This is a genomic window from Ruegeria sp. CL7 (assembly GCF_056536445.1).
Genome location: NZ_JBQFPQ010000001.1, coordinates 1,383,487 through 1,401,876, shown reverse-complemented (window position 1 = coordinate 1,401,876; position 18,390 = coordinate 1,383,487). Strand labels below are relative to the sequence as shown.

General features: G+C 58.1%; 17 protein-coding genes. 11 read left to right on the top strand and 6 right to left on the bottom strand.

Going from position 1 to position 18,390, the window contains the following annotated elements; all coding sequences use genetic code 11:
* Window positions 1-11: 11 nt before the first annotated feature.
* Window positions 12-467: an Lrp/AsnC family transcriptional regulator gene (locus tag ACR0LI_RS07040; protein ID WP_171633115.1), complete on the bottom strand. Its 456-nt coding sequence runs from the start codon at window positions 465-467 to the stop codon at window positions 12-14.
* 147 nt (window positions 468-614) lie between these two features.
* Here ACR0LI_RS07040 and hppD point away from each other — a divergent pair, with 147 nt between their 5' ends.
* Window positions 615-1,712 (top strand): 4-hydroxyphenylpyruvate dioxygenase, encoded by a 1,098-nt coding sequence (gene hppD, locus ACR0LI_RS07035; protein ID WP_480718237.1) that lies wholly within the window; start codon window positions 615-617, stop codon window positions 1,710-1,712.
* Between the two features lie 89 nt (window positions 1,713-1,801).
* Here hppD and ACR0LI_RS07030 read toward each other — a convergent pair whose 3' ends face one another.
* Window positions 1,802-3,751 carry a hypothetical protein gene (locus ACR0LI_RS07030; RefSeq protein WP_480718236.1) on the bottom strand — a complete coding sequence of 650 codons (1,950 nt, stop codon included), beginning with the start codon at window positions 3,749-3,751 and terminating at the stop codon, window positions 1,802-1,804.
* Window positions 3,752-3,907: 156 nt separating this feature from the next.
* Between ACR0LI_RS07030 and ACR0LI_RS07025 the strand changes: the two genes are divergently transcribed.
* Complete coding sequence (locus ACR0LI_RS07025) at window positions 3,908-4,612, top strand: SIMPL domain-containing protein (RefSeq protein WP_480489959.1); 705 nt, start codon at window positions 3,908-3,910, stop codon at window positions 4,610-4,612.
* A 2-nt stretch (window positions 4,613-4,614) separates the two neighbouring features.
* Here ACR0LI_RS07025 and ACR0LI_RS07020 read toward each other — a convergent pair whose 3' ends face one another.
* From ACR0LI_RS07020 to ACR0LI_RS07010, 3 genes are all read right to left on the bottom strand, one after another.
* Entirely contained in the window at window positions 4,615-5,325 is a 711-nt protein-coding gene (locus tag ACR0LI_RS07020; protein ID WP_171633105.1) for a GNAT family N-acetyltransferase, read from the bottom strand.
* Between the two features lie 2 nt (window positions 5,326-5,327).
* Window positions 5,328-6,620, bottom strand: a complete 1,293-nt coding sequence (locus ACR0LI_RS07015) for an O-acetylhomoserine aminocarboxypropyltransferase/cysteine synthase family protein (protein ID WP_171633102.1) — start codon at window positions 6,618-6,620, stop codon at window positions 5,328-5,330.
* Between the two features lie 72 nt (window positions 6,621-6,692).
* Window positions 6,693-7,688, bottom strand: a complete 996-nt coding sequence (locus ACR0LI_RS07010; RefSeq protein ID WP_480718235.1) for a hypothetical protein — start codon at window positions 7,686-7,688, stop codon at window positions 6,693-6,695.
* Window positions 7,689-8,130: 442 nt separating this feature from the next.
* Here ACR0LI_RS07010 and ACR0LI_RS07005 point away from each other — a divergent pair, with 442 nt between their 5' ends.
* The 3 genes from ACR0LI_RS07005 to preA are packed head-to-tail and all read left to right on the top strand — an operon-like array spanning window position 8,131 to window position 11,671.
* Window positions 8,131-9,465: an NAD(P)-dependent oxidoreductase gene (locus ACR0LI_RS07005; protein WP_171723451.1), complete on the top strand. Its 1,335-nt coding sequence runs from the start codon at window positions 8,131-8,133 to the stop codon at window positions 9,463-9,465.
* A gap of 46 nt (window positions 9,466-9,511) precedes the next feature.
* Window positions 9,512-10,348, top strand: coding sequence for a methyltransferase domain-containing protein (locus ACR0LI_RS07000; RefSeq protein ID WP_480487292.1), 837 nt, complete (start codon window positions 9,512-9,514; stop codon window positions 10,346-10,348).
* Between the two features lie 18 nt (window positions 10,349-10,366).
* Complete coding sequence (preA, locus tag ACR0LI_RS06995) at window positions 10,367-11,671, top strand: NAD-dependent dihydropyrimidine dehydrogenase subunit PreA (protein WP_171633091.1); 1,305 nt, start codon at window positions 10,367-10,369, stop codon at window positions 11,669-11,671.
* A gap of 47 nt (window positions 11,672-11,718) precedes the next feature.
* Here preA and ACR0LI_RS06990 read toward each other — a convergent pair whose 3' ends face one another.
* Complete coding sequence (locus ACR0LI_RS06990; RefSeq protein ID WP_171633089.1) at window positions 11,719-12,327, bottom strand: TetR family transcriptional regulator C-terminal domain-containing protein; 609 nt, start codon at window positions 12,325-12,327, stop codon at window positions 11,719-11,721.
* Between the two features lie 172 nt (window positions 12,328-12,499).
* Here ACR0LI_RS06990 and ACR0LI_RS06985 point away from each other — a divergent pair, with 172 nt between their 5' ends.
* From ACR0LI_RS06985 to ACR0LI_RS06960, 6 genes are all read left to right on the top strand, one after another.
* Window positions 12,500-13,750 carry a Zn-dependent hydrolase gene (locus ACR0LI_RS06985; RefSeq protein ID WP_480489964.1) on the top strand — a complete coding sequence of 417 codons (1,251 nt, stop codon included), beginning with the start codon at window positions 12,500-12,502 and terminating at the stop codon, window positions 13,748-13,750.
* A 92-nt stretch (window positions 13,751-13,842) separates the two neighbouring features.
* Window positions 13,843-15,297, top strand: a complete 1,455-nt coding sequence (gene hydA, locus ACR0LI_RS06980) for a dihydropyrimidinase (RefSeq protein ID WP_480489965.1) — start codon at window positions 13,843-13,845, stop codon at window positions 15,295-15,297.
* Window positions 15,298-15,352: 55 nt separating this feature from the next.
* A complete protein-coding gene (locus tag ACR0LI_RS06975) occupies window positions 15,353-16,150 on the top strand; it encodes an ABC transporter ATP-binding protein (RefSeq protein ID WP_171633083.1) in 798 nt (265 codons plus the stop codon).
* On the top strand, window positions 16,140-16,583 hold the full coding sequence (locus tag ACR0LI_RS06970) for a GNAT family N-acetyltransferase (RefSeq protein ID WP_253283241.1): 444 nt from the start codon (window positions 16,140-16,142) through the stop codon (window positions 16,581-16,583). Before ACR0LI_RS06975 ends, ACR0LI_RS06970 begins: the two co-directional genes overlap by 11 nt.
* A complete protein-coding gene (locus ACR0LI_RS06965) occupies window positions 16,580-17,497 on the top strand; it encodes an ABC transporter permease (RefSeq protein WP_480718234.1) in 918 nt (305 codons plus the stop codon). The genes ACR0LI_RS06970 and ACR0LI_RS06965 overlap by 4 nt, the downstream gene beginning before the upstream one ends.
* The gene (locus ACR0LI_RS06960; protein ID WP_171231810.1) at window positions 17,494-18,339 is read left to right on the top strand and encodes an ABC transporter permease; all 846 of its coding nucleotides are present in this window, start codon (window positions 17,494-17,496) and stop codon (window positions 18,337-18,339) included. The genes ACR0LI_RS06965 and ACR0LI_RS06960 overlap by 4 nt, the downstream gene beginning before the upstream one ends.
* Window positions 18,340-18,390: the final 51 nt, after the last annotated feature.

The following is an 18,390-nucleotide window of genomic DNA, read 5'->3' as shown; positions in this document are numbered from 1 at the left end:
CTCGGGCCCGTTCAGGTGGGCAGGGGGGCGTCGCGTTTCAGTTGGTCCATTACGATCTGGCTCTGAACTCTTGCAACGGCAGGATGCGGCAGGATGACCGAATGTAGCAAGCTGTTGAGCGCGGAAAGATCGTCACAATAGATGTGCAGCAGGTAATCTGCCTCACCGGTCATCGTCCATGCGCTGGTAATTTCGGGGCGGGTGTCGACCATGCGGGCGAAGCTTGCAGATTGTTCAGGGCCATGAGTTCCCAGATGGACCTGAACAAAGCCTTGCACTTGCAGACCCAGTTTCAACGGGTCCAGCCGGGCGGCATACCCAGTGATGTACCCTTCGGCTTCAAGCCGCTGGCGGCGACGTCCTGCCTGACTGGGTGACAGGTTCAGCATTTCGCCCAGTTGGTGCGCGGTCAGGTGTGCGTCCTTTTGCAGGGCGGAAAGCAATCGCTTGTCGGTCGCGTCCAGCATGTGCGGAAAAATCCTGCCTTTATTAACTTTTATGCGCGTTTTGCGCGCCTATCGGCAGTTTACACGAAAACAATGCGCAGAAACAGCGTCATAAAAGTCATATTTTTGAATCAGCAAAGAAATTCCTGTTTTCGAAGGAGACGCGCCATGGGTCCTTTCCCACACAACGCCCCGAAATCTGTTATCAGCGAAGAAAACCCTGCCGGTACCGATGGGTTTGAATTCGTCGAGTTTGCCCATCCTGAGCCGCAGGAGCTGCGTGATCTGTTCGCGAAGATGGGGTTTGACCTGGTGGCCCACCACAAGGAAAAGCCCGCCGTCGAGCTGTGGCAGCAAGGGGATGTCACCTATATCCTGAACGCGGATCCCGACAGCTTTGCCGCGAGGTTCGTGGACGAGCACGGACCTTGCGCGCCATCCATGGGGTGGCGAGTTGTTGACGCGCAAAAGGCCTATGAGCATGCCGTATCAAAAGGTGCGGAACCTTACGACGGCGCTGACAAAACCATGAATGTGCCTGCGATCAAGGGCATCGGCGGATCGTTGATCTATTTCGTCGATCAATATTACGACACATCGCCTTACAATCAGGAATTCGAGTGGATCAAAGAATCCAAACCACGGGGTGTGGGTTTCTTCTATCTCGATCACCTGACGCACAACGTCTACAAGGGCAATATGGACAAGTGGTTCAAGTTCTACGGCGACCTGTTCAACTTCCGTGAAATTCGTTTCTTTGACATTCAGGGCAAGTTCACCGGGTTGTACAGCCGGGCGTTGACGTCTCCTTGCGGTCGTATCCGCATCCCCATCAACGAAGACCGCGGTGAGACGGGGCAAATCGTATCCTACCTGAAGAAATACAAAGGTGAAGGCATTCAGCATATTGCTGTCGGCAGTGACGATATTTACGCCTCGACCGATGCAATTGCGGAAAACGGTCTAAAATTCATGCCGGGCCCGAACAAGGCATATTACGAGATGTCCAAGACCCGCGTGGCCGGCCACGAGGAGCCGCTGGACCGGATGATGAAACACGGCATCCTGATCGATGGTGAAGGCGTTGTCGACGGTGGTGAGACCCGGATTCTGCTACAGATTTTCTCGAAAACCGTCATCGGACCGATCTTCTTCGAGTTCATTCAGCGCAAGGGCGACGACGGTTTCGGCGAGGGAAATTTTCAGGCGCTATTCGAATCCATCGAACGCGAACAGATCGAAAGCGGCGAGATTTCCGCAGCCTGATTGCAACGCACTGACACGCCGGGGGCAGTTCATCTGCCTTCGGCGCTTTTATGTGACGGTTGGTGCGTCAGAAGATCGATTGCCGGTTTTCAGCTGCGCGGCATCGCCAGGGTCACGTTGCGGCCCTTTTTCTGATATCGAAGCTCACTGTCGCTGATCGCGATGACTTTCCCGCCATCAAGGCGGTCTCCGACTTTCAGCTTTTTGTAACGCCCGCTGGGAAGCCGCACCAATGCGCGTCTGTTGGCCGGCGTTCCGTAGACCCCGATCAGGTTCAGCCTGCGCAGGTTGATTGCGTTGTCGATCGTGGCTTGTCGTGCGACCGACGCGGTCGAAGGGATTTTGGGCGCGACGGTCTTTGGTTGGAACGATCCTGCGTCATCGGATTTCTGATCCAATGCTGCTGTAGACCCAAGATTCGAACTGTTTGAAGCAAGTGATTTGGCAGGGGCCAATCCGGCGGGGCGGGATTTGGGCCGCGGGACTCTTACGACAGCCAAGGCCGTTGGTGCCTCATCGACCTGTGGTTCGGTCTGAAGGTTTTCCGGGCGCGCTTTCGGTCGCTTGGATGCCAATTCCTCCAATGACCGGCCACCCAGTTGACCGCGCTCGAAATTCTCGACCAGATCAGCGGGGCGCGGCTTGGGTCGAATGCCTGCCAATCTGTCGTCGACCTCGTCAACCACAGGTTCTTCTTCGAAACGAACCGGAGTTTCAGGTGGAACCTTGGAAGGGCGCCCCAGATAAACAACGACCCCCGCCGGATTAACGGTGCCTTCCGGTGTAGGCACGACCAGGCCGTTCTCATCCAGATCAAACCGAGTGCCCGCAATGTTGGGGGATACGTCGGGTTCAAAAGGAGCGTCGGTGTCAAAACTGGGGTCGGGCGGTAAGGCAACCGCATCCTCGAACAGATCGGCGTGGTCCAGCGATGCCAGATACAATTCCTGCGGTTCCACAGTCTCAGGTATTTCCGGTGCCGCAGGCGCTGTCGTGCTTATGCCCGTAACGGCCTCGACACCTTTTAGTGTTTCGGGGTCCTGAGCGACGGAGTCCACCGCGGTAGGGGCAACTTTGAGGGCCTCCAGAATGGCTGCATCTGTGGCAGTCAGATCCGGCTGCGTGCCGGTCTCGGTTTCCGAGGCCTCGTTCGCAGGCACTTCGGCTTCATCGATCGCAAGGTCCGGAACGGTTTGTTGCGGGGCTTCCAGCGCAGCCGTGTCCAGCTCCGATTCAGGCAGGGGCTCTGCGGCGGGTTCAGTGGCGGGAACTGCAACCTGAGCCGGGCTCTGTTCGGCCTGATCCTGTTCAGGGTCGGACCCCGATGCCAGCCAAACGCCAACAAGTCCACCAACGAGAAGCACGGCGGCAAAGAGCGGAATGGCAGACCGGTTTACCCCTGAAGATGCATCAAGATTGTTCGTTGTTTCCCGGGGTGCTCGAAAAGCCTCGGGCGCGGCGGTTCCGGCAATCGGATGGGTGGGCAGGTCGGAATCATCAGCCTGTTCAACTGCGTCCGTTTCCACCGGAGATGGCTGGTTTTCCGGGTGTGACAGATCGGAAGCGTCCGAGGTTTCGCGAAACAACGCCTCACGCGGGAACGCGCCCTCTTTGTCTTCGGCGGTGAACGCCACCACCACAAAACCATTTTCCGAGGCAAAGGTCCGCGCTTCGGCCAGAGTTTCAACCGCCACGGCGGCAACAAAGGTCGTGTCGCCTTCGGTCTGGCTGTCATAACTCAGTTCTGACAGGGCGTAAGGCGTGGCCTCGGTCAGAGCAGTTTCGATACGTTCCGCCCGGTCTTCCGGCGGCAACCTATCGGTCGAAAGCTCTAGAAACCGAATCTGATCCTCTGGCAGCACAAGCTTGCAGCTCAGATCATTTTCCAGCGCAAATGCCTTTTCCCGCAACGCCTGCATCTGTGCGGACAAGTCCGGAACATCCAGCGGAATCGTACCGACAACAAACCAGTCGTCATCAGAACGGTGGTGCAGTGTTATTCCGGTCGCAGAAAAAGACAGCGCAAAGGCGGGTTTCATATTCCGGAGGAACCATAATTATCAATGTCAATGCAAACGACTTTGCGTTTGCAGACCGACATTAAAGCAGGAACCCGCCGAGGGAAAGAAAAAGGCGGTATCTCCTCTTGTATCGCAAGGGCCCGTCAACCCATCTAAAAGCAGAGTAATTTTGGAGTGATAACCTTGAAGACATTCGCTTTTCTGGCCGCGATGATGGCGGCTACGGCTGCCGGGGCCGCTCATGCGGAAGAACGTCGCATCAACGTTGATGCAACCGGAACAGTGCAGATTGCGCCTGATATGGCGACGATAACCTTGGGCGTGACCAACGAAGACGCCGAAGCCTCGGCTGCGATGCAGGCGACGTCAGATGCCGTTTCCAAAGTCTTGGCGCGCCTGACCGAGATGGGTATCGAAGATCGTGACGTCCAGACACGGGACCTGTCATTGTCGCCCGTCTGGTCGGGTCGTCATGGACAGAATGGGGAGACGCCCGAAATCACCGGCTTTACGGCGTCCAACCGCGTGTTTGTGCGCGTACGCGACCTGACCCAACTGGGGAAGATCATGGACGCGGTCATTCAGGACGGCGCCAATGATTTCGGGGGCTTGAGCTTTGGCGTGCAGGATCCCAAACCGATCGAGGCGCAGGCGCGTGCCAAGGCCGTTGGCGAAGCCACGGCCAAAGCACAGCAGTTGGCAGAGGCAGCGGGCGTGACGCTTGGTCCGGTTCAGTCGATCTCGGAGCAAACAGCTGGCATTCGTCCGATGGCAGAAATGCGCGCGCTGAGCATGGCGGATGCGGGTGGTGTTCCCGTCGCGGGCGGCGAGGTGTCGGTTTCCGTCAGTGTCTCGTTGGAATTCGAGATTTCAGACTAAGATCACGCTTTCACACGGGCCATCAGCGGTTTGCGCTGCTGGCCCGTGCCGTCAAAATTGTCGGGCGACAGCCAGGCTTCGAATGCATCGCGAATGCGCGGCCATTCAGTGTCGATGATCGCGTACCACGCCGTATCCCGATTGCGGCCCTTGTAGTGGGTCGCCTGTCGAAACACCCCTTCGAAAGTAAATCCCAGCCGTTCAGCGGCATTGCGTGACGGTGCATTCAGTGCGTCGCATTTCCACTCGTACCGGCGATAGCCGAGCTCGTCGAAAACCCGCTTCATCATGAGGTACATGACCTCGGTCGATTGCGGCTTGCGTTGCAGCAGCGGCGAGAAGTGGATGTGGCCGACTTCGATGGCACCCGCTGCGGGTTCGATCCGAAGATAAGAGGCCATGCCGACTGGCACTTCGTCCGCATCCAATACGGAATGAAACATCGGGTCCGCATCCATGCAGTTGGCGCGGGCCCAGTCTTCAAATTCCGGTTCGCTGACAAACGGGCCATAGGGCAGGTAAGTCCAGTTACGGCCATCCCTGTCATTGGCAAACGCCCGAAAAAGTCCGGGCGCATGGCGATTCACATCCAGTGGCACGACAGAACAGTACCGGCCTTCCATCGGTGTGTAAGGCGGCGTCGGGCGCGGAAAGTCACCCGACACCGGCAAACCGATGGGCTGGCCAAGGTCGTTTGTGTCGTGCCCGGCCATAGTCAGGCGCTGGCCTTGGCGAGGGCCTGATCAAGGTCCGCGATCAGGTCGTTCACGTCTTCGATGCCGATTGACACCCGCACGACACCGGGGCCTGCGCCCGCGGCTTCCTGTTGTTCCGGCGTCAGTTGTCGGTGGGTGGTCGAGGCCGAGTGGATGATCAACGAGCGGGCATCGCCCAAATTGGCCACGTGGCTGAAGATTTCCAGCGCGTTGACCAGTTTGATACAGGCGTCATAGCCGCCCTTCACCGCAAAAGTGAACAATGCGCCAGCGCCACGTGGATACTGCGATTTGACCCGGTCCTTGTAAGGTGATGACGGCAATCCCGCATAGGTGACGTATTCCACCCGGTCATCCGCTTCCAGCCACGTTGCGATTTTCTGGGCGTTCTCCACGTGGCGCTCCATACGCAGCGACAGTGTTTCGATCCCCATCAGCGTGTAATGAGCTGCCTGCGGGTTCATGGTCATGCCCAGATCACGCAGACCAATGGCAATGCCGTGGAAGGTGAAGGCCAGCGGGCCAAAAGTCTCATGGAATTTCAGGCCGTGATAGGCAGGCTCGGGTTCGCTCAGTGACGGGAATTTGTCATTCGCGGACCAGTCGAACTTGCCAGAATCCACGATGCACCCGCCGGTGACGGTGCCGTTGCCGGTCAGGTATTTGGTGGTGGAATGCACAACCAGTGTCGCGCCATGCTCGATCGGACGGCACAGGTAGGGCGTGGCCGAGGTGTTGTCGACAATCAGCGGGATGCCCGCAGCATCAGCAACATCCGCCAACGCGCGGATATCAGACACATAACCGCCCGGATTGGCGATGGATTCGCAGAACACGGCGCGGGTGTTTTCGTCGATGGCATCCTTCACGGCGTCCAGATCATCGGTGTCCACGAATTTGGCGGACCAGCCAAAGCGTTTGATCGTCTGGCTGAACTGCGTGACCGTGCCGCCATACAAACGGGTCGAGGCGACCACGTTGCAGCCGGGCCCCATCAGCGGAAACAGCGCCATGATCTGTGCCGCATGCCCGGACGAGCAGCACACCGCCCCGACGCCGCCTTCAAGCGTCGCCACGCGTTCCTGCAGAACGGCGACGGTTGGGTTGGTCAGGCGAGAATAGATAAAGCCCACCTCTTGCAGGTTGAACAGGGCCGCTGCGTGGTCCGCATCCCGGAACACATAGGCCGTGGTCTGATAAATCGGTGTCTGGCGTGCTCCGGTCGCCGGGTCGGGGCGGGCACCCGCATGAATTTGCAATGTGTCGAAACCGTAGGTCGGGCCGTCAGACATCGTGAAAATCTCCTGTTGGTATCTGTCTTGCGGAATCTGTAGGCCATTGCCCGCCTGCGCACAACGATCCTGTCAGCGCAGCCAGAGTCCTTTGCTTTTGATCGCGTTGCGCAGCACCTGTTCCCGCCGCGGCAGATTGTCCTGATCAAAGAGCGCACGGATTTTTTCGCCTTTGCCCTGAAGAACCAGTTTTTTCAACGGATCATACTGTTTGAGCACTTTTTTGACCTTGTTGGGGGCCACGACGGTTTCCAGCACATCGATCACGTGATCGCTTTCGCGGGCATAAAGCAAAGGGAACAGGCGATAGTGGCAGCTGACGGACCCATCCAGAAGCCCGTCCGGCAAAGCGTCCCGCCCGCCGCCGAAAGAATGAATGACCAGCGGCAGGGCCGCCTGATCCAGCCATGGGTCAAGGTTCTGGCCCGTCAGTTCGGGAATGTTCTCATCCCGGATCGTTCTTGCGTAGTCCAGGTACCGTTCACCGAACATCCTGGGGCATTTGAAGAAAAAGTAACCTGCGTTAAAGTAAAGGTATCGCCGCCAGTAATCATGGGGTTGGCCCGGATCCACGGAGCTTTCGAAATCCAGCCCGAAGCGCGCATAAAGCGCCCGCCAGATACCGTCAAAGCCGGGGCCGTACAGCGTCGGCTTTGGCCATGTGCCCTCGACCTTCAGTGAGGCTCCGGGGTGGTTGAAATCGAACGGGACGCTTGTGATGTCGCCGGTGATCAGCGTGTCTGTGTCGAAGAACACAAAGGGTTCACCTTCCGGCAGGGCCGACAAGGCCTCGATCTTGTTGCCATAAGGGTAGCTTTCGCCGAAAACATGCGAGTCGAAGGGCAGGATTTCGGCATCCAACTGTTTCAGGGCCTTCAGAACGTCTTCGTCCTGGATGCTCGGGTTGTGGGTCCAGCGCGGGCCCGTGTTGGGTGTGGCGACAAACAGCCGGCCTTTGAACCCGGGCGAACAATGGCGAAGCGAGGCCGCGAACAACAGGGCCTCATATTGCAGGCGGTTGTTTTGCCCGACAACCGCGATGTTGAATTTCCGAGAACTTGCCTGCATCTATGCCCATTCCTGAAAGCTGCCGGAACCGGCACCCTTTGATCCGGGTTACAGCAAGCGGGGTGGGGCGTCAAAAGCCGAAAGTTTGATTTCTTGTTATCTATGGCATTCCTCTCATCGCGCCGAGAAAGGGCTGAGCAAGGTCATTTTGCGGATTTTCCGAGGTTGGCCCGGTTCATGTCGTAAGGGAAAATCGGTGGCGTGCGATGCTGACCGAACCTTGTATGCCCATACCCGCACAGCCCTTTCCTGGGCAAATCCTGCCTTCGGACCCAATGATTCAACGCTTGTTGTGCTTAATCCCTAAGCGAAGTGCCCAAAAACACGGTTGTTTTTGCAAGGCTTTTCATTTTTTGACCATTTGGCAAATTTTACCAATTGATAAAAAAAATATTTGTGGCAAGCTGAGAGCATAACAAACATATCTACAGGGAGTAGAGTGATGGCACAGGGCCAGATGGCACCCGGCATCGTAGCCGGGCGGCTTTCAAGCGATGAGCTGACCTCAAATTTCACCGATCTGCATCCGCCACTTGCGCAGCACGAGGCCGCAGTAGCCGCAGATCGCTGTTATTTCTGCTATGACGCGCCATGCGTGACGGCCTGTCCAACGGATATCGATATCCCGTTGTTCATTCGCCAGATTCAAGCCGGTCAACCGCAATCAGCAGGGCGCACGATTCTGGAACAGAATATTCTGGGCGGAATGTGCGCTCGGGTCTGTCCAACCGAAACATTGTGCGAAGAGGCCTGCGTTCGCGAGGCCGCCGAAGGCAAACCGGTTGAGATCGGGCGCCTGCAACGTTTCGCCACCGATGAAATCATGGCCTCGGGCGTGCATCCGTTTGAACGTGCGCCTTCGACCGGCAAGACAGTTGCCGTTGTAGGGGCCGGGCCTGCGGGTCTGGCCTGTGCCCATCGGCTGGCGATGCTGGGCCATGACGTGGTGATCCATGAAAGCAAGCCCAAACCCGGCGGCCTGAATGAATATGGTATCGCGGCCTACAAATCGACCAACGATTTTGCACAGGCCGAGGTGGACTGGCTTCTGAAAATCGGCGGGATTGCAATCGAGACCGGTTCGGTTTTGGGCGAAAGCATCTCATTGGATGGGCTGGTCGAAAACTACGACGCGGTGTTTCTGTCCATCGGTCTAGCCGGCGTCAACGCCTTGCGTGCAGGCGGTGTTGACAAGGACGGTGTGCGGGCCGCGGTTGATTTCATATCGGACGTGCGGCAGGCCAGCGACCTTGCCGATCTGCCCGTTGGCCGGAATGTGGTCGTCATCGGCGGGGGCATGACGGCTGTGGATGCCGCCGTGAAATCCAAGCTTCTGGGCGCCGAAAACGTCACGATTGCCTATCGCCGCGGCCGGGATGCCATGGGGGCCAGCCGGTACGAGCAGGACCTGGCAGCGTCGCATGGCGTTCGGATCATGACCAATGTTCAGCCAGTGGCCATCCACGGCAATGGCGCCGCGACCGAGATCGAGCTGGAATATACCTCCAGCCAGAACGGTCAGCTCATCGCAACCGGAGAAACGATCCGCTTGCCGGCCGATCAGGTTCTCAAGGCCATCGGACAGACCTTGGAGGGCGCACCCGAAGGCCTGACGCTGGATGGCAACAAGATCGCCGTCAGCGGCGCTGGCCGAACCTCTTTGGCTGGTGTCTGGGCTGGTGGTGACTGCGCTGCGGGCGGTGAAGATCTGACCGTAACGGCCGTTGCCGAAGGTCGGGACGCGGCGATGGACATCCACGCGACGCTCGTTTCGTGATAGGGTGGGGTATTCACCCCATTCCTTTCGCTGCTGAGGTATTCCCATGTCCCAGATCGAACAAGCTGTTGCTCAACACTATACCACCGGTGCACTGACCGAACGCGTCCGCGCGGCGCTGGAGGCCAGCGGCATCGACCCGGATGCGGCCACTGTCGCTGATCTGAAGGCGGGGGATGAATTCCATACCGGCGGCGTTCTTGCGACCGACAACCTGTTTGCGCAACTTTCTCCGACCCATGCGACACGCGTTCTGGACATCGGATGCGGCATCGGAGGCACATCCCGGTACATAGTGGACAAATACGACTCAACGGTGACAGGGATCGACCTGACGCCCGAGTTCGTGGAAACCGCAACTGCGCTCAGCGATCTGGTCGGACATTCCGAAAAGGCCAGCTTTCTTGTTGGCAGTGCTCTGGACATGCCTGTGCCGGATGCCGGGTTCGACCTTGCCGTCATGATGCATGTGGGCATGAATATCGAAGACAAAGCGGGGCTGTTCGCGGAAGTGTCACGGGTTCTGGCCACCGGTGGCACCTTTGCCTTGTTCGACGTCATGGGCGGAGAGGTGGATGAGCCGCTGGCTTTTCCGCTTCCCTGGTCCACATTGCCGGAAACCTCATTTGTTCACGCGCCGGATGTATACAAGGACGCCGCGGCCGCGGCCGGTCTTGAGCTGGTTGCCGAAACAGACCGCACCGCGTTTGCGATCCAGTTCTTCGAAGACGTATTTGCCAAGATAGCCGAGACCGGACCAGCGCCGCTGGGAATCCACCTGATGATGGGCGAAACGGCGCCCGAAAAGTTCCAAAACTACGTCAAAAACCTCAAGGCCGGGCGTATTCGCCCGACCGAAATGATATTCAAAAAATCCGGCTGAGCCGGGAAGGGAGAAGCCATGGCCGATCTGACGACAAACTTTCTGGGCATTTCCAGCCCCAACCCGTTCTGGCTGGCCTCTGCGCCGCCGACGGACAAGGAATACAATGTGCGCCGCGCCTTCGAGGCCGGGTGGGGAGGAGTTGTCTGGAAAACGCTGGGGTCCGAGGGGCCTCCGGTCGTGAACGTGAATGGCCCGCGCTATGGCGCAATCTACGGGGCCGACCGCCGTTTGCTGGGCCTGAACAATATCGAACTGATCACGGATCGTCCTCTCGAGGTGAATCTCGAGGAAATGGCGCGGGTCAAATCCGATTACCCGGATCGCGCCTTGATCGCGTCGATCATGGTTCCGTGCGAGGAAGAAGCATGGAAGGCCATTCTGCCACGCGTGGCAGAAACCGGTGCGGACGGGATCGAGCTGAACTTCGGCTGCCCTCATGGGATGAGCGAACGCGGCATGGGCTCGGCCGTGGGGCAGGTGCCGGAATATATCGAGATGGTCACCCGCTGGTGCAAACAGTATTACGACCGCCCGGTCATCGTTAAGCTTACGCCGAATATCACAGATATCCGCAAACCGGCTGCGGCCGCCAGAAACGGTGGTGCGGATGCGGTGTCGCTGATCAACACCATCAATTCGATCACCAGCGTCAATCTGGACACGTTCAGCCCTGAACCGTCCATTGACGGCAAAGGCAGCCACGGTGGGTATTGCGGCCCGGCAGTAAAGCCCATTGCATTGTCGATGGTGTCCGAGATCGCGCGGGCCGAGGCGACGCGGGGCCTGCCGATTTCCGGCATCGGCGGCGTCACCACTTGGCGTGACGCGGCCGAGTTCATCTCGTTGGGTTGCGGCAACGTTCAGGTGTGCACCGCTGCGATGACCTATGGCTTCAAGATCATTGACGAACTGACGGCAGGGCTGTCGGAATGGATGGATGAGAAAGGCTATTCCAGCATTGATGAGGTGATCGGACGTGCGGTGCCCAATGTCACCGACTGGCAGTATCTGAACCTCAACTACGTCGCCAAGGCGAAGATCGATCAGGATCAGTGCATCAAGTGTGGCCGGTGTTATGCTGCCTGCGAAGACACCAGCCACCAGGCGATTTCCATGTCCGAGGACCGCGTCTTTGAGGTGATGGATGACGAATGCGTCGCTTGCAACCTCTGCGTCGATGTTTGTCCGATCGAAGGCTGCATCGATATGGTGCCGATGGCAGCGGGCGAGGTTGATCCCCGGACCGGAAAAGAAGTTCAGCCAACTTATGCGAACTGGACGACGCATCCGAACAACCCGATGGCCAAGGCGGCCGAATGAGGGGATTGCGACAGATTGTCAAGGGGCCGTTATTGCGGCCCCTTTTTTCAGGGGCTCAGAAGTTTGCGGTACAACGTGTCAACAAAGGCTTCTGCACCCTCGAACGGATCTTCGTTGCCCAGAATTGCACGAACCTGAACATCGAAATCTGCATAGTGCTGCGTCAAGGCCCAGATCGAGAACACCAGGTGGTAGGGGTGCACCCGCGCGATTTTTCCCTGATCCATCCAGCCGGTAAGGATCGTGACCTTTTCGTCGACCAGTGTCTTGAGATCATTGGACAATGCATCGTGAATACGCGGCGCGCCCTGTACAAGCTCGTTGGCAAAAAGGCGGCTTTCCCGTGGTAGCTCCTGACTCATCTGCAACTTGCGCCGAATGTATGCCAGGATTTCCTCCATCGGATCGCCATTGGCGTCCAGATCATGCAACGGAGCCAGCCAGGTATCCAGCAGGCCGGACAGCAATTCAGTATGGATCGCTTCTTTTGATGGGAAATAGTACAGCAGGTTCGGCTTGCTCAGACCTGCTTCTGCTGCGATCTGGTCTACGGTTGCGCCGCGAAACCCGTGGGCTGAAAACACGTTCAGGGCGGCCTCTAGAATCGCGGCGCGGTTCTTTTTCTGAATACGGGTTGGTGCGCGGTCTTTTGGCATGTTTTCAGCGTGTCTCTTTTTTCGTCGAACAGATGCGGGACGTACTGAAAATTTCAGCTGAACCGCGCAAATTCTTGACTGATACCGAACCCGTGATAGCGTGAGTTTGACCATATGGTCAAATCAAGACATCAAAAGCGAGCCAACTCGCCAGCAAACAGGGAAGATGAACATGGCAGCTCCGGCGCAGAATCTCAGGATCAATGGCGACAGGTTGTGGGACAGTCTGATGGAGATGGCCAAGATCGGCCCGGGTGTCGCCGGTGGCAACAATCGCCAGACCTTGACGGATGAGGACGCGGAAGGCCGCGCCTTGTTCCAGAAATGGTGCGAGGAAGCAGGGTGCACCATGGGGCTTGACCAGATGGGCAACATGTTTGCCCGCCGCGAAGGCACTGACCCGGACGCGCTGCCGGTTTACGTGGGTTCGCATCTGGATACGCAGCCGACCGGCGGCAAATATGATGGCGTGCTAGGTGTCCTGGGAGGGCTGGAACTGATCCGGACGCTGAACGACCTGGGGATCAAGACGAAACATCCGATCGTCGCCACCAACTGGACAAACGAAGAAGGCACGCGTTACGCGCCGGCGATGCTGTCTTCGGGCGTTTTTGCCGGGATGCACACGCAAGACTGGGCATACAACCGCGAAGATGCTGAGGGCAAAAAGTTCGGGGATGAGCTGAACCGGATCGGCTGGCGTGGTGATGAAGAGGTGGGCGCCCGCAAGATGCATGCGTTCTTTGAACTGCATATCGAACAGGGCCCGATCCTTGAAGCCGAAGGCAAGGATATCGGCGTCGTCACCCATGGTCAGGGGCTGAGCTGGACGCAGATCACGGTAACGGGCAAGGATGCGCATACCGGATCGACACCGATGCCGATGCGCAAGAATGCCGGGCTGGCCATGGCGCGGATCCTGGAGAAAGTCGACGAGATCGCATGGTCTCATGCTCCGCATGCGGTGGGTGCGGCAGGGCATATCGATGTTTACCCGAACTCACGCAACGTGATTCCGGGCAAGGTGGTGTTTACGGTCGATTTCCGCTCGCCCGAGCTGGAGGTAATCACCGACATGGAGAACCGCCTGCGGGTGGCTGCCGAGGACATCGTTGACGAGATGGGTCTTCAGATCGAATTCGAGAAAGTCGGCGGGTTCGATCCGGTGAAATTTGACGATGCTTGCGTATCGGCCGTGCGAAACGCAGCCGAACGGCTGGGCTATTCGCACACTGATATCATCTCGGGCGCGGGGCATGATGCCTGCTGGATCAACCGGGTTGCGCCGACCGCGATGATCATGTGCCCCTGTGTTGACGGGCTGAGCCACAATGAAGCCGAAGAAATCAGCAAGGAATGGGCCGCAGCCGGAGCGGATGTTCTGCTGCATGCCGTGGTCGAGACTGCCGAAATCGTGGAATAGGGGGCGCTGCCCCCGTCGCCCCAAGGGCGACTCCCCCGGGATATTTTTGGCCAGATGAAGCAAGCGGCGCAGACCGCATCAGGGAGTTCAAAATGAGTACTGTCATCAAAAACGGAACCGTTGTCACCGCGGATTTGACTTACAAGGCGGATGTATTGGTCGAGGGTGGCGTGATCACCGAAATCGGCATGAACCTGACGGGGGACAAGGAACTGGACGCAACCGGCTGTTTTGTGATGCCGGGCGGTATTGATCCTCATACCCATCTCGAAATGCCGTTCATGGGCACCTATTCCAGCGATGACTTTGAAAGCGGGACGCGGGCGGCCCTGGCGGGCGGCACGACCATGGTTGTTGATTTTGCACTGCCGAACCCCGGTGAAAGCCTGCTGGATGCGCTGAAACGTTGGGACAACAAGTCGACACGGGCCAATTGTGACTATTCGTTCCACATGGCGGTGACCTGGTGGGGGGAACAGGTGTTCGACGACATCAAAACCGTGATCGAGACGCGCGGTATCAACACCTTCAAGCATTTTATGGCCTACAAGGGCGCGCTGATGGTGAATGATGATGAGCTGTTCGCCTCGTTCAAGCGTCTTGCCGAGCTTGGCGGTACCGCCCTGGTGCATGCCGAGAACGGAGATGTGGTGGCAGAGCTGAGTGCCAAGCTGCTTGCCGAAGGCAATACCGGCCCCGAGGCACATGCGTATTCGCGCCCGCCGCAGGTGGAAGGTGAAGCCACCAACCGAGCGATCATGATCGCGGACATGGCGGGTGTCCCGCTGTATGTTGTTCACACCTCGTGCGAAGAGGCGCATGAAGCCATCCGCCGGGCAAAAATGCAGGGTAAACGGGTGTGGGGAGAACCCCTGATCCAGCACCTGACATTGGACGAAAGTGAATATTTTAATCAGGATTGGGACCATGCGGCGCGACGGGTCATGAGCCCTCCGTTCCGCAACAAACAGCATCAGGACAGCCTGTGGAATGGCCTGCAATCGGGAACGCTGAGCGTGGTTGCAACCGATCATTGCGCCTTCACAACCGAACAGAAACGCTTTGGCGTAGGGGATTTCACCAAGATCCCGAACGGCACCGGCGGGCTGGAAGACCGGATGCCGATGTTGTGGACACATGGGGTCAACACTGGACGTCTGACACCGAACGAATTCGTGGCTGTCACTTCAACAAACATTGCCAAGATATTGAATTGCTACCCTAAAAAGGGTGCGGTTCTGGTCGGGGCGGATGCTGATCTTGTTGTTTGGGATCCTGAGAAAAGCAAGACAATCAGCGCCGCGTCGCAGCAATCTTCGATCGACTACAATGTGTTCGAGGGCAAAGAGGTCAAAGGCCTGCCGCGCTTTACTCTGACGCGGGGTCAGGTGGCGGTGCATGACGGTGAAATCCGGACGCAGGAAGGTCATGGGGACTTTGTCGCGCGTGAGGCGAACACCACCGTCAACAAGGCGCTGAGCACCTGGAAAGAGCTGACCACCCCAAGACCCGTCGAGCGGACAGGAATTCCGGCGACCGGTGTTTGATCGGTTGGGGCCGCTTTGCTGGCGGCCCTGACACCACTCTTTTCAAGGCAATAAAATGAACACTGAAAGCACGACCCAGCCCGTCATCGAGGCAAGGCAGCTAGACCTGACATTCCAGACCAATGATGGGCCTGTACACGCGCTTAAAGACGTGAACCTGACAATAGACAAGGGCGATTTCGTCAGTTTCATCGGGCCGTCCGGCTGTGGCAAAACCACCTTTCTGCGTTGTATCGCAGCCCTGGAGACACCTACGGACGGGACGCTGACCGTCAATGGCATGACGCCTGATGAGGCGCGTCGAAACCGGGCGTACGGGTATGTCTTTCAGGCGGCGGGCCTATATCCCTGGCGTACTATTGCAAAGAACATAAAACTGCCTCTTGAGATCATGGGATACCCTGCTGCCGAACAGGATGAACGGGTGAAAAAAGTCCTGGAACTAGTTGATTTGGAAGGGTTTGGCGGCAAGTTTCCCTGGCAGTTGTCCGGTGGGATGCAGCAGAGGGCCAGTATTGCTCGGGCCCTTGCGTTCGACGCGGATATCCTGCTGATGGACGAGCCGTTCGGGGCGCTGGATGAGATCGTGCGGGACCATCTGAACGAGCAGCTTCTTGAGCTTTGGGCGCGTACGGAAAAGACGATCGGATTTGTGACGCATTCCATTCCCGAGGCGGTTTATCTGAGCACAAAGATCGTGGTGATGAGCCCACGGCCCGGGCGGATCGCCGATGTGATTGACAGCCCGCTGCCCAAGGAACGGCCGCTGGACATCCGCGACACCCCGGAATTCATCGAGGTCGCGCATCGCGTGCGCGAAGGTTTGCGGGGTGGGCATTCCAATGATGGCTGAGTTGAATGCGGATAAAATCCGGCGCGCGGCGCCAGGTGATGTGCCTGCCTGTGCCAGGGTTGTTCATGACTGGGCCACGCAAACGGACTGGATGCCCGACGAACTGCCGGTTGATGAACTGGCGAAGCTGATCAGCGACGCATTCGACAGCCGTGAAATGTGGGTCGCAGGTGATCCGGTCGATTGCTACATGTCATTGGACCCGGCACAGAATAAAATCGGCGCGCTGTATTGCAGCCGGACGGGGCAGGGTATCGGCAAGCGCCTTGTCGACAAAGCAAAAGAGGGCCGAAATTTTCTCTGGCTGACGACGCACCGGCCCAATACGGCGGCGCAACGTTTTTATCGCCGTGAAGGGTTTGAAGTGACGGCCGAGGAACCCCCTGTGCCGCCGGATACCGTGCCCGTCTATCGGATGGAGTGGCGTGCATGAAGCAAGTCATCGCCGTATTCACAGTCATCGCCGCAATTGTTCTGTTCTGGTACGTGGCCTGTATTCCGATGAACATAAAGGGCGTGTTGACCGAACAGGAACGCGCGGGGGCCGTCGTACAGCCGCCGTCTGCCAAGGACCGGCGGGACATGTCCGAGGTTGGTCTTGTTTTGAACAACACATTCGCCATCCCGGCCACGTGGGAACAGGACCGGCCTCGACTGCCGGCCCCGCATCAGGTCGCCGTAGAAATGTGGGAAACGACGGTCCAGAAAAAGATCACTTCGAAACGGTCGCTGATCTATCATGGCTGGGTCACGCTCAGCGCGACGATGCTGGGATTTGCGATTGGCACCGGCCTGGGGATCCTTCTGGCCGTGGGTATCGTGCATAGCCGCGTTATGGACCTGTCGGTCATGCCATGGGCCATTGTCAGTCAAACCATTCCGATCATCGCGCTGGCGCCGATGATCATTGTGGTGCTGTATTCCGTTGGTATCCAGGGCATCATTCCCAAGGCGATCATATCGGCCTATCTGAGTTTCTTTCCGGTTGTCGTCGGCATGGTCAAGGGCCTGCGCAGCCCCGATGCGATGCAGCTGGACTTGTTGCAGACGTATAACGCCAGTCGGTCTCAGGGCTTTTGGAAATTGCGCCTGCCGGCATCCATGCCGTATCTGTTCACCTCGCTGAAAATCGGGATCGCCGCGTCGCTGGTCGGCGCCATTGTTGGTGAGCTTCCGACAGGGGCTGTTGCCGGTCTGGGCGCGCGATTGCTTGCCGGCAGCTATTACGGTCAGACGGTACAGATCTGGTCGGCTCTGTTCGCGGCTGCCATTCTGGCGGCATGCCTGGTCGGGTTGCTGGGGCTGATTGAACGTGCAGTACTGAAACGAATGGGGATGGCGCAATGATACTGGTTTTGTGTGCTGTTCTGCTTTGGCTTTTGGGCTGGTGGTTGAACAGCCGGTTGGCCAGCGGGCCTTATGCCGACACCCGAATGGTGCGGTTTCTGGCCCCGCTGATCTTTGGCCTGACGGTCATCGGGATCTGGGAGCTTCTGGTGCGCGGGCTTGAGGTTCCTCTGGTCATCCTGCCCGCGCCGTCGGTAATTGCGGTACGGTTTGCGGACAGCCTTCCGATCCTGTGGGCTGACTTTGTGCAGACCATCATCAAGGGCGCGCTCAGCGGCTATGTCATCGGGTGCATCGCGGCCTTTCTGATGGCGATTGCGGTGGATCGCTGGGATTTCCTGCGTCTGGGCCTGTTGCCGGTCGGCAATTTCGTGGCCGCCCTGCCGATTGTCGGAACCGCCCCCATTCTGGTGATGTGGTTTGGGTTCGACTGGCACTCCAAGGCGGCGGTGGTGGTTGTGATGGTGTTCTTTCCGATGCTCGTCAACACCGTGGCAGGCCTGCGGGAAGCCACCTCGATGCAGCGCGATCTGATGGAGACCTATGCCGCAACCTATTGGCAGAGCTTCATGAAACTGCGTTTGCCCGCAGCGATGCCCTTCATTTTCAACGGGTTGAAGATTTCCACCACTTTGGCTCTGATCGGCGCTATCGTGGCCGAGTTCTTCGGTTCACCGACACTTGGTATGGGGTTCCGGATCTCTACCAGCGTCGGGCAATTGTCGCTGGACATGGTCTGGGCCGAAATCGTTGTTGCGGCACTGGCCGGCACGGCCTTTTATGGGCTGGTGGCGGGGATCGAAAAAGTGGTGACCTTCTGGCACCCGTCACAGCGCGGATAAAACAAAGAAATCAACAGACCCCGAAATTGGGGCACAACAAGCAACTAGGAG